We start from the raw sequence: 12,196 nt of genomic DNA, 5'->3' as shown, positions 1-12,196 counted from the left end.
GAGGACTTATGGGCGATCTGCCAAAAACCTGTTTTTTTTGCTGACTCTTGGTGACTCCACAGAGGATTTTTGGTAGAAAAACCAGGTTTCTGGGTAAGTCGTAAATCGAGATTAACCCAGAAAATCTATTTTTAGGGCAAGCTCCATCTTACACAAAGGCCTAGTCCCGCTGGCTGGATGTCGCAGCAAAAAGAGAGGGGGCAATTTAATCGCCCCCTCTCTTGTGCCGGTAATTCGATCGACAATTCGATCGATATTTAGTAGGCTAGACCCATACTGCGAGTAGTTTCTGCTCCCAGGTAGACCCGGATGCTCAGAAAATCGGTAGGGCAAGCTGTTTCGCAACGTTTGCAACCTACACAGTCTTCTGTGCGGGGAGAGGAGGCAATCTGAGCTGCTTTGCAGCCATCCCAGGGCACCATCTCCAAAACGTCAGTCGGACAAGCGCGGACGCACTGAGTGCAGCCGATGCAAGTATCGTAAATTTTGACTGAATGAGACATTGAATAAAGGCTCCCAACGAGTCACTAAAAATTTGCTGATTCTGTGAGTTAAAAGATTTGACGGCTTGATGCCACCGCTATAACCTGCACAGAGAATTAAAGGCTAGTCTACCGCAGTGGCTGGAAGCACTTCGCCAAAAAGCGACAAAACTTCACAGTTATTCACGCTGGGAGTCTTATAGAACCCATTTGGGATGTATTCATTCGCCAACCGTTTGAGCATCAGCCCGATTAAATACAAATTGAGTTTGGCATTAGCATTGATGAGAGTCTGCTCAAAGTTCTTGACCAAACTCTTACAGCGTTACATCCAAGGGTTTGACCGTTTAATCGCGATTAACGCGAGTTGCCACCACGACAAATCCAGTTTTCCCATCTAGTGCCACTTTTTCGGCTTTCGTTAGTTTCCGTGCCACTTTAAACCGGATCTGGGTCATAATCTGGGGATAGAGTTTTTACTTTCTGTGCGATGAGCCGATCCGGGTAATACCGCTTGCCTTTGCAGAATGGTAATCTAGGACTTACGCATTGACAAAAAACATTATCTATGTATTCTCGATCGTGCCATCACTGAATCGGTTCGCCAAAATATGCTCGCGGACAACTAAAGTGAACAGATTCCTGGGTCTTCCGTACAAATTAGTGTGCCAAAATATTAGTCTAAGTAGTCAGAAAGCCGATGATACCTGAACTGGCTATAAAAAAATCTGTTTTTGACGTTTGCAATTACCAACAAGCCTGACCAAACAAGGGTTGCAAGCGCATTTTTGTAACAAATTAGCACAGTAAGTACGGTAGACCCAGGAATATTAGAAAAAACACTAGCCTGTTGGCTGCGATGCTAAGTTGTTGGAGCGACGAATTCAGTGGGGTCAGACAAGTCAATTTCAAGAAGCCTTGAGTCTTGTCAACAGACATTGATTATCTACCGAGAGATTAAAGACCACTAAGGTGAGGGGGCAGCATTGGGTAATCTGCGAAATGTTTACACTTCCCTAGGCAACTATGCAAAGGCGATCGAGTACAATCAGCAGTCGTTGACCATCGCCCGTAACGTTCATAACTGCCAAAGATGGAGAGCCAAACATGATTAGACTTCCTGGAATTAAAGTTTTAGCCCAAATTTACGAAAGTGACAATTCTGTTGTCTATCGAGGAATTCGAGAAGAAGACCACAAAACAGTAATTCTCAAAGTTCTGAAACAAGACTATCCCACCCCCTCTGAACTAACTCGATACAAGCAGGAATATGAAATCACCCGCAATCTGAACATAGATGGGGTAGTTAAAACTTATGCCTTAGAACCGTATCAAAGAAGTTTGGTAATTATCTTAGAGGATTTTGGCGCATCATCCTTAAGACAATTATTCAATGGCTCTGGAGGTGCAGGGCCTGTCTTATCACTAGAGAAATTCCTCAAGTTAGCCATAAAAACAGCAGAGGTATTAGGAGCGATTCACACTGCTAATATTATCCATAAAGATATTAATCCTGCCAACATCGTTCTTAACCCAGCAACAGAAATTATTAAAATCATCGACTTTGGTATCTCCACTCAATTAACCCGCGAAAATCCTACACTGAAAAATCCCAATGTTTTAGAAGGCACTTTAGCCTATATATCACCGGAGCAAACGGGACGAATGAATCGTTCTTTAGATTACCGCACTGACTTTTACTCTCTCGGCGTTACCTTCTACGAACTCCTTACGGGACAGTTACCTTTTGAAAGTACCGATGCGTTGGAACTGGTGCATTGTCATATCGCCAAACAGCCAATACCCCCTCATCTTTTAGGAGAAGCAGAGGGGGAGAGAAGCAAAAGGGGAGAAACTTGTCCTCAAGCCGTTTCGGATATTGTTATGAAGCTGATGGCGAAAATGGCAGAGGAACGATATCAAAGTACCTGGGGACTCAAAGCTGATTTAGAAGAATGTCTCTTTCAGTTACAAGCTAATGGGATTATAGCAGATTTCCCTCTCGGTTCTAAGGATATTTCCGACAAGTTTCAAATTCCCCAAAAGCTTTATGGACGAGATTCAGAAGTTAAAACCTTACTAACAGCATTTGACCGAGTGAGTCAAGGCACAACTGAAATGATGCTAGTGGCAGGTTATTCCGGCATCGGTAAATCAGTATTGGTGGCAGAAGTTCATAAACCCATCACTCAAAAGCGCGGCTATTTCACCTCCGGAAAATTTGACCAGTTTCAGCGCAATATTCCCTACTCAGCTATTGTCAGTGCTTTCGCCGGATTGATGCGCCAACTGTTAACGGAAAGCGAAGCACAACTAAACCTTTGGCGAGAAAAACTCCTTGGTGCTTTTGGTTCCAATGGACAGGTGATTGTTGAAGTGATTCCTGAAGTGGAACTGATTATCGGCAAGCAACCCCCCGTGCCGGAATTAAGCCCCGCTGAGTCCCAGAATCGCTTTAATCTGGTTTTCCAGAACTTCATTCGGGCATTTTGTGCAAAAGAGCATCCTTTAGTCATCTTTCTAGACGATTTGCAGTGGGCAGACTCCGCTACCCTCAAGTTAATCGACCTGATGATGACGGATGCGGATACACAATACCTATTTCTCATTGGAGCCTATCGAGATAACGAAGTCACCCCCACTCATCCGTTGATGATAACTCTTGATGGGCTACGGAATGGGGGGGCAACTGTCAACTTTATTACTTTAGCTCCCTTAAATAGCAAGCATATTAGCCAGTTAATTGCCGATACTTTGCACAGTGATGCCTCTTCAGTAAAACCCTTGGCGGAGTTGGTAGTGCATAAAACTGGAGGCAATCCTTTCTTTGTCTATGAGTTTCTCAAAACCCTACATACCGAAAACCTGATAACTTTTGATTTTGAAGGTTACGGCTGGCAGTGGGATATTTCAAACATTGAAGCTCAGGGAATTACTGACAATGTGGTGGAGTTGATGATTGGCAAGTTGAAGAAACTGCCTCCAGTTACACAGCAAGTTTTACGTTTAGCAGCTTGTGTAGGTGCTGATTTCGATTTAAACACCCTTTCTATCATCAGTGAAAAATCCACATCGGAAGTTGCTAAAGACCTAAGAGCAGCAGTTCAGTCCGGGTTAATTTTGCCTACATCCGAGTTAGATGAAGAACTGTTAATTCAAGATTATAAATTCCTGCATGACCGGGTGCAGCAAGCAGCTTACTCGCTGATTGACGAAAAAAATAAACAAGAAATTCACTTAAAAATTGGTCGTCTTCTGTTAAAAAGTTTTGAAAATCATGATTTAGAAGAAAGAATTTTTGATGTAGTCAATCACCTAAACCAAGGAGAATCATTGATCGTTGATAAAGGAGGAAGAGAACAATTAGCCAACTTGAATCTAATCGCTGGAAGAAAAGCTAAATTCTCTTCAGCCTATGAACCCGCATTAATCTATATAAAAAACGGGATGAAACTTTCTCCCCCTAATAGCTGGGAGGAAGACTATCAACGGACATTTTCATATCACCTTGAAAAAGGTGAAATAGAATATTTAACGGCTAGCTGGGACGAAGCCTTATCAACTTTTGATGAAACCCTTGAACATATCAATAGTTTGTTGGATCGGTGTAAAGTCAATGAATATAAAGTGACCTTATATCGAATGAAAAATGATTTGGAATCCTCCTTATATCTGGGAGTAGAGACCCTCGATCTATTGGGAATCAAGTTGAAAGCGTTTCCTGAAGCAGATGAACTGATGGCAGCAGTGAATCATGCTAATGAGACGATCGCTGCTAGGAAAATTGAAGATTTTATAGACCTTCCTGAAATGCAAGACCCTGAAAAACTTGCTGCTATGGTACTCCTGAGAGAATGTGTCCCTCCCTCTTACTTTTTAGGGTCGAGATTGCTGTTCATCCTAGGCATAGAAATGATTGAGCTATCCCTCGCCTATGGGAACAGTCCTCACTCTTCAGTTGGGTATATCTATTATTCGTTAACACTTGCCTTTGTAGCGCAAGATTTTGAAACCGCCTATAAATTTGGAAATTTAGCCTTAAAATTGAACGATGAAAAGTATCAAATGAAGCGTTATGAAGCATTAATTTTGAATATGTGGGGAGGATTTGTTTCCCATTATACTGAACATCTCGATCGCTCTAAAGAGCATTTAATGAGAGGTTATTATAGCGGGGTGGAAAACGGTGCCTATCAATGGGCAGGATATTGTGCAATTAACTTTTTGTTCATGTCTTTTTGGGGGACTGATTCATTAAAAGAATTATCAGAAAAAATTGATAAAATTATACCCGGTTTAAAAAAAGTTGACCCCAACATGGTGCAATATTATTATGCGGTTAAAGCGACCATTTATAATTTGATTGAACCTGTTGAGGATTGGAATGTTCTTGATGAATCCTTATGGCCGAATGCCAAGGAAATCATTAAGTCTTGCCTTGAAAAAAATGATTTATTCACAGTATTTATAGAATTAGCCTGTAAATTGTCTTTAGCCAACTGGCATTCAGATTATGAGAAGGCGATAGCCTATGCTAACTCTGCCGAAAAATATTTGATAGGCGCGACGGGGATTTTTATTAATCCGGCGTTTCATTTTCATCACTGTCTAGCTTTATCCGTGGGGTATGACTCGGCTGATGCTGAAAAACAAGCACTGTACCTGGAGAAGATTAAATCAAATCTTGAGAAATTCAAACTCTGGAGTAAACATTGTCCGAGTACCTACCTTCATCAACGTCTGCTAATCGAAGCTGAGTTGGCGCGAATTACAGGCAATACTCTGGAAGCGCAGGATTTGTATGACCAAGCGATCGAGTCAGCCCGAGAAAATAAATTTTTGCAGAATGAAGCTCTAGCGTCGGAACTAGCCGCTAAGTTTTGGTTAGGGAAAGGTAAACAGAAGATTGCTAAAGTCTACATGATTGAAGCCCACTATGGCTACCAACGCTGGGGCGCAACAGCTAAAATGAACGATTTAGATAAGCGCTATCCTCAGTTATTACAAAGAACGTCCTCAACCCGGGGAATAGATAGAATAACGGTATCTACGATGCCTACCACAACTGGCAGGAGCAATTCTTTTGAGCTGGATTTGACCACAGTTATGAAAGCTTCGCAAACCCTATCGGAAGAAATTGTGCTAGATAAATTACTGGCAAAATTGATGCGGATTATTATTGAGAATGCCGGAGCGCAAAAGGGCTTTCTAATTCTGGAAACTAAGGGGAAATTGCTGATTGAAGCTGAGGGTTCTGTGGATGAAGAGGCTGTGACTGTGTTGCAGTCCATCCCTATCAAGTCTGTCGGGGAACCAGGGGATCAACTTTTAATTTCTCATATAATTGTTAACTATGTAGCTCGCACGCGGGAAAGTGTCGTCTTGAGCGATGCTGCTAATGACCCTAAATTTGCTCATTCCCCCTATATCATAATACATAAGCCTAAATCAATTTTATGCTTCCCGCTCCAACATCAAGGTAAACTGGCAGGAATTATCTATTTAGAAAATAATCTAACCATAGAGGCTTTTACTCCAGAGCGCTTAGAACTCTTAAATCTGCTTTCTTCTCAGGCAGCAATTTCTATTGAAAATGCCCGCTTCTACAATAATCTCACCGAACTCAATCAGGCTTTTGAGCGCTTCGTCCCCTCCCAGTTCCTCCAAATTTTGAATAGAGAGAGCATTATTGATGTTAAATTAGGCGACCAAGTTCAACAGGAGATGTCGGTACTATTTTCCGATATTCGTGAATTCACAACTTTATCGGAAAGTATGAACCCTCAAGACAATTTCAAATTTATTAATGCCTATTTGTCTAAAATGGAGCCAGCTATTACTGAAAATCAAGGATTTATTGATAAATATATTGGCGATGCAATTATGGCTCTATTTAGTGGCGAGGCAGATAATGCAGTGAAAGCAGGAATTGATATGCTGCATCGTCTTAGCGAATACAATCAACATCGCACCGCTTCTGGATACGTGCCGATTAAGATTGGTATTGGCATCAATACAGGTTCTTTAATACTCGGTACGGTGGGGGGAAAAAACCGGATGGATAGCACGGTGATTAGCGATGCAGTGAATTTAGCCTCGCGGATAGAAAGCTTGACTAAACAATATGGAATTTCGATGTTAATTAGTAACTACACTTTCGTGTCTTTGTCAGATTCTAACCAGTATGCTATCCGTCTGATCGATCGCGTAAAAGTTAAGGGAAAATCAAAAGCGGTATCGATGTTTGAAGTTTTCGATGCGGATCCGCCTGAGACTTATGAGGGCAAACTAGACACAAGAACGCGATTTGAAGAAGCTTTGATACTCTACCATTGCCAAAAGCTTAGAGATGCTGAGCGATTATTTGCTGAGTGCCTGCGCCACAATCCTACAGATAAAGCGGCTCAAATTTATCAGCAGCGCTGCACTCAGGGCGATCGGGACTAAGGATGCGATCGCTCAAATCTTGAAATCGGGGTTTGAGTAGCAATCGATACTGTTGGCGAACTTCACGATTAACTGCCTCCGGTGAGCCGTTTCCGGGAATGCAGCAATCATTGACTTCACTCACAAAAAATCCTTGCAATATACGGGAGGAATCTGTTCACTTTAGTTGTCCGCGAGCATATTTTGGCAAACCGATTCAGTGATGGTACGATCGAGAATACATAGATAACGTTTTTTGTCAATGGGTCAGTCTTATAATCTTCGGAATATTGACGAGTCCGACTGCAGGAAAGTCATTGAGGTTGGGACGATCGAGAATGGGGTGTGCGGGGGGTAGGGTTGCAGAAAAAGGGGAAGATGTTATGTTCCCACACCCCACTGTGTTTTTATGCAGGTAGTGCCCAGGATTGAGCGATTCCTTACTTGAAACCCCTGATTTTCATTATGGGGCTCCCCTTTCCCTGCAACCGCTCTTCATTCAAGATTTCCATCAAGCCACAGTCAGTCGATTTTAGATTTTAGATTTGCTCCACCGATAAATCTGGAAGCTTGAGCAATTACCTAAAATCTTTCTAGCCTTTGGTTAATCCACTTTATGCTGTGAGGTAATGAAGGGAACTCGTGGAGCCAAGAAGAAACCCACGAGACTAGCAAATAAAATCGGTGTAAAAGTGCTTAACCCTGTCAACTTCGCGAGGAGCAGAGTTGTACTAATTGGAGTGCGAGTAACCGTTGAATTCAGAGCAGCCATTACACAAATCATTGCCAAAGTCTCATTCGATCCGATGGGATTCATGATGGTGATTGCCTTTCCAAAACAGGCTCCTATAAAAAATAGCGGAATAATTATTCCTCCTCGCCAGCCCCCATTGATGGTCACACTAATGGCCAATACTTTAACAACAACTAAAGTCAAGAGAAATGTCAAAGAAAAGTTTCCCTCAACAATTTTTTCTATTTGATGTTCCCCAAAGAAACGTGTGAGCGGAAAGTAAGCTGAGAAACCACCAAGTGCTAGTCCGGCTAAAGTAGTTCGCACATAAATGGGACTGCGTATCGAATCAAACAAGCGACCAACACTGCGAAATACAGCGATAAAAAACCACCCCATAATCGCCCCTACGATTCCACAAGCAATCGCTGCGCCAAAGTCATAAAGGCTTTCCACATTGTACTGAGGAAAATTCCAGGTAGGCCCAAGTCCAAGCTGAGTAATTGCGACAAAGATGGTGTAACTTGCACAACTTGCCACTACCGCAGGCAATATTGCTTCAAAATACTCTACAACATTCTGATGATGCAGGATTTCTAAAGCAAAAAAAGTACCGCCTAAAGGAGCGCCGAACAAAACTGTAAAACCAGATGCCATCCCAGCAAGACTCAAAGTTCGTAGTGCTTCTCCGCTTAAATTAAAGCGATCGGCTAACCAGGTACCAATTGAACCTGTGACTTGCACCATTGGCGATTCTGGGCCAGCACTGCCTCCACTGGCAATACTGAGTAGCGACGACAGAATCATCGAAGGATTTTCATTCATTGGTAATCGCCCACCCTTGAGATGAATGTTGTCAATAATCAACCCAATTTCTCCAGGATTTCCCAGCCAATGAATGATCAAACCGATGAGCAAACCAGCAAGGGGCATGACGATTAGTAGAGAACCTCCACTAACATTTTCAAATCCCCGCATCAGGTAAGACAAACATATCCAATAACTTGCAGCAAATAAACCACAAATTATTCCTAGCATTGCCCATATTAATACCGAACGTGTGAGATTTATTGGGTTTCGTTTCATTGTTTTTTCTTTGTCTCTAACTAGGAAGTTAGGAAGTCTTAAAACTATTTTGTATAATAGTATACTGTTTTTTTGTCTGTATCTTGTATTGACTCAAAAATGTATGAGCCCGATCGGGCTTTCGGCTCGCGGGCTCTGTATAATTCCGATCTAACCGGATTTGATTTGAGTAAAAACTCAAGTATTTATGCTGATTTCCCAAACTTGTGCAACAGTTGTAAGGACTTGTTATTTGAGATTCTGGCTTGTAGCAAGGATTTGGGTGAGCCAGCCCCTATACCAACTGTTGCAAAATTTTTGATAATTAGTATTGCTGCAAACTGGTGCAAATCGATCGACTAAAAGCCTAATTTTTCTAACACCGGCTTAGTGGAAACAATATGCCGATCGAGTCCTAGTTTTTTGGGCTCCACACCCAAAGCCAAAGCCACCAATTGTGGGAGATGCAGCACCGGCAAACCCAATTTGCGATCGATCGCTTTTTCCACCTCCGGCTGCCGCGAATCCAAATTTAAATGACAAAGCGGACAAGGAGTTACCATACAATCAGCGCCATTGTCAATAGCATCTTGAATGTGTTTTCCAGCCATCTGAAAAGATTGGTTAGTGGCATAACTCGCCAGCGGCCAGCCGCAGCACTGCGTCCGCCCTCGATAGTAAACCGGAGTTGCGCCGATCGCCCGAAACACATTTTCCATCGATTCCGGTTGATGCGGGTCATCGTAAAGCAGCTTATCCTGAGCTCGCAGCAGATAGCATCCGTAAAAAGAGGCGCACTTCAAACCGGAAAGCTTGCGGGTGACTCGCTTCTGCACTTCCTCCAGGCCGTAATCTGCAACGATCGCCCACAGCAGATGTTTTACCTCGGTAGTGCCTTGGTAGGGCGAACAGCCTTGTTTTTCCAGCAAACCGTTGACTTTTTCGAGGTAAGGTTGATCGGTCTTCTGAGATTGCTTGAGGCGATCGTCCACATGACCGATTACCCCTTGACAAGTGCTGCAATGGGTGAGTAAAGGCAGATTCAGTTGCTCGGCTAAAGCAATATTCCGGGCATTGACAGTATCTTCGAGCAACTGCGAATCTTCCTTAAAAGTACCAGAACCGCAGCAGGAAGCTTTTTTGAGTTCCACCAGTTCAATGCCCAAAGCTTGAGTCAGTGCCATTGTAGACAGATAAAGTTCGCGGGCCGCCCCTTGGGCTACGCAACCGGGAAAATAAGCATATTTGAGAGTTTGGGATGGCATAGTCGTTTTTGCTGGGGAGACAAGGTTCGGGACAATGGACAAGAGCGATCGAATTTCTTCTTCATGATTACCGTATTACCGCCTAGCTAGCGGTCAATTGTCAGCTTTTCTCAAGGAATTTGTACCAGTTTCACAAATAAATGCAACTATAGGAAAACTTAAAACCCATATCCACCAAGTCATTTCAATCTAAAATATAAAATTTAAAATCTAAAATCTAAAATGGTTATGAGTAAGTTGGTACTACATTTAAATTCTATATTTCGATGACTTGAGCAAAAATCCTCTCCCCCTCTCTCCCCCCTCTCCCCCCCTCTCCCCCTCTCTCCCCCCTCTCCCCCTCCCTCGTGTCACTTAGAAAAGCGGCCAGCCTTTTTCTTGCAGATCCCCCTTTCGGATAAGATTAGATACGCAGCAACCAATGAGGAGACAATGTTATGAGTCAAGACGACATTTTTGCTAGAGTCAAGAAAATTGTGGCAGATCAACTCGAAGTCGATCCGACCGAAGTCAAGCCCGAAGCCAACTTTGCTAACGATTTAGGAGCAGACTCCTTAGATACAGTAGAGCTGGTCATGGCCTTGGAAGAAGAGTTTGATATTGAAATTCCCGACGAAGCAGCCGAAGCAATTACTACGGTTCAAGCTTCTGTAGATTTCATCAGCAGCAAACTTGCAGCTCCAAAAGCATAAAATACCTGTCTTTTCCCCTAAGAGGAGAGAAGTTAGAAAACTGAAAACTCCTCTTTTGTTCTGCGTTCTGGGTATTTAATTTTTTGAAACTGAAATCATGACAAATTTTGAGCGTAAGCGCGTTGTTATCACGGGTCTCGGCGCGATTACACCGATCGGCAATACATTGTCTGAATATTGGGACGGGTTGCTTGCCGGGAAGAATGGCATCGGTCCGATCACCTTATTCGATGCGTCGCGGCACGACTGCCGGATTGCTGGAGAGGTGAAGGGTTACGACCCGCACGACTATTTAGAGCGCAAGGAAGCAAAGCGGATGGATCGTTTTGCTCAATTTGGGGTATCAGCGAGCAAACAAGCTCTGGCTGATGCAAAGTTTGAGATTAACGACCTGAACGCAGAACAGGTGGGTGTCATTCTTGGCACTGGCATTGGCGGGCTGAAGGTTTTGGAAGACCAGCAAGAGATCTATTTGACTCGCGGCCCCGATCGATGCAGCCCGTTTATGATTCCCATGATGATTGCGAATATGGCAGCAGGCCTGACGGCAATTCAAACGGGCGCTAAGGGGCCGAACTCTTGCACGGTGACGGCTTGTGCTGCGGGGTCAAATGCGGTGGGCGATGCGTTTCGTATGGTTCAGGGCGGTTACGCGCAAGCGATGATTTGCGGTGGTACGGAAGCTGCGGTAACTCCTTTGTGTGTGGCGGGTTTTGCTGCGGCGAGGGCGCTTTCGACTCGCAACGATGACCCAACTCATGCTTGCCGTCCGTTCGATCGCGATCGTGATGGTTTTGTCGTCGGCGAAGGCGCTGGCATTCTGATTTTAGAAGAAATGGAGTACGCTCTGGCGCGCGGCGCGAGAATTTACGCAGAAATCGTCGGCTACGGTTTAACCTGCGATGCGTATCACATGACATCCCCAGTACCGGGGGGCGAGGGTGCGTCGCGGGCGATCGCTTTAGCGCTCAAGGATGCTGGTTTGACACCGGATATGGTGAGTTATATCAACGCTCACGGCACGAGTACGCTTCCCAACGACTCTACTGAAACGAAGGCGATTAAGAAGGTTTTGGGCGAAAGCGCTTACAAAGTAGCAATTAGTTCTACCAAGTCAATGACCGGCCATCTTTTGGGCGGTTCTGGGGGAATTGAAGCGGTGGCGGCGGTAATGGCGATCGCCAACGACAAAATCCCGCCGACAATCAATCTGGAGAATCCCGATCCTGAGTGCGATTTGGACTATGTTCCGCATACAAGTCGCGATCTAAAAGTTGATGTAGCGCTGTCCAATTCCTTTGGGTTTGGCGGCCACAACGTGACGCTGGCCTTCAAAAAGTTTGTTCCGTAACGGCTAATCCGAAAGTCGAGAGTTAAAAGGTGAAAAATTATTTTTTCACCTTTTAATTTTGATGAATAATGTGTCTTTAAGGAAGAAAGAACTCTCTAAAAAAATTTTTCCCCAAACAAAAAGCGCCCCTATTACTAGGAGCGCTTTATGTCAATCTCAGACTAAAACTTAGCCATTGATAG

8 protein-coding genes are annotated in these 12,196 nt (G+C 43.8%); 3 read left to right on the top strand and 5 right to left on the bottom strand.

What is annotated here, in order from left to right:
- Nucleotides 1–257 precede the first annotated feature (257 nt).
- Both psaC and QUA58_RS25845 read right to left on the bottom strand, forming a co-directional pair.
- Nucleotides 258–503 (bottom strand): photosystem I iron-sulfur center protein PsaC, encoded by a 246-nt coding sequence (gene psaC / locus QUA58_RS25850; RefSeq protein ID WP_015175986.1) that lies wholly within the window; start codon nt 501–503, stop codon nt 258–260.
- 103 nt (nt 504–606) lie between these two features.
- Nucleotides 607–795, bottom strand: a complete 189-nt coding sequence (locus tag QUA58_RS25845) for a hypothetical protein (RefSeq protein ID WP_333252126.1) — start codon at nt 793–795, stop codon at nt 607–609.
- Nucleotides 796–1,589: 794 nt separating this feature from the next.
- Here QUA58_RS25845 and QUA58_RS25840 point away from each other — a divergent pair.
- Entirely contained in the window at nt 1,590–6,929 is a 5,340-nt protein-coding gene (locus QUA58_RS25840) for an AAA family ATPase (protein ID WP_333396788.1), read from the top strand.
- On the opposite strand, the gene QUA58_RS25835 is transcribed toward QUA58_RS25840, so the two are convergent.
- The 3 genes from QUA58_RS25835 to QUA58_RS25825 form a co-directional block, all read right to left on the bottom strand.
- On the bottom strand, nt 6,871–7,053 hold the full coding sequence (locus QUA58_RS25835; RefSeq protein ID WP_333396786.1) for a hypothetical protein: 183 nt from the start codon (nt 7,051–7,053) through the stop codon (nt 6,871–6,873). The two genes, QUA58_RS25840 and QUA58_RS25835, sit on opposite strands and share 59 nt — an antisense overlap.
- Nucleotides 7,054–7,512: 459 nt before the next feature.
- A complete protein-coding gene (locus QUA58_RS25830; protein WP_333396823.1) occupies nt 7,513–8,679 on the bottom strand; it encodes a chloride channel protein in 1,167 nt (388 codons plus the stop codon).
- Nucleotides 8,680–9,065: 386 nt separating this feature from the next.
- Entirely contained in the window at nt 9,066–9,971 is a 906-nt protein-coding gene (locus tag QUA58_RS25825) for a CoB--CoM heterodisulfide reductase iron-sulfur subunit B family protein (RefSeq protein ID WP_333252130.1), read from the bottom strand.
- Between the two features lie 437 nt (nt 9,972–10,408).
- On the opposite strand from QUA58_RS25825, the gene acpP reads away from it, so the two are divergent.
- Both acpP and fabF read left to right on the top strand, forming a co-directional pair.
- Nucleotides 10,409–10,663 (top strand): acyl carrier protein, encoded by a 255-nt coding sequence (gene acpP / locus QUA58_RS25820; RefSeq protein WP_293185403.1) that lies wholly within the window; start codon nt 10,409–10,411, stop codon nt 10,661–10,663.
- 97 nt (nt 10,664–10,760) lie between these two features.
- Nucleotides 10,761–12,014, top strand: a complete 1,254-nt coding sequence (fabF, locus tag QUA58_RS25815; RefSeq protein ID WP_333257632.1) for a beta-ketoacyl-ACP synthase II — start codon at nt 10,761–10,763, stop codon at nt 12,012–12,014.
- Nucleotides 12,015–12,196: the final 182 nt, after the last annotated feature.

Source organism: Microcoleus sp. N9_A1, assembly GCF_036701795.1.
Taxonomy (GTDB): Bacteria; Cyanobacteriota; Cyanobacteriia; order Cyanobacteriales; family Microcoleaceae; genus Microcoleus.
Note: the sequence above shows the minus strand (reverse complement) of the source record. Positions and strands in the feature narration are given on the sequence as shown.

Coding starts and splice junctions, on each gene's coding strand:
- psaC (WP_015175986.1), bottom strand. CDS start 503: ATGTCTCATTCAGTCAAAATTTACGATACTTGCATCGGCTGCACTCAG.
- QUA58_RS25840 (WP_333396788.1), top strand. CDS start 1,590: ATGATTAGACTTCCTGGAATTAAAGTTTTAGCCCAAATTTACGAAAGT.
- QUA58_RS25830 (WP_333396823.1), bottom strand. CDS start 8,679: ATGCTAGGAATAATTTGTGGTTTATTTGCTGCAAGTTATTGGATATGT.
- QUA58_RS25825 (WP_333252130.1), bottom strand. CDS start 9,971: ATGCCATCCCAAACTCTCAAATATGCTTATTTTCCCGGTTGCGTAGCC.
- acpP (WP_293185403.1), top strand. CDS start 10,409: ATGAGTCAAGACGACATTTTTGCTAGAGTCAAGAAAATTGTGGCAGAT.
- fabF (WP_333257632.1), top strand. CDS start 10,761: ATGACAAATTTTGAGCGTAAGCGCGTTGTTATCACGGGTCTCGGCGCG.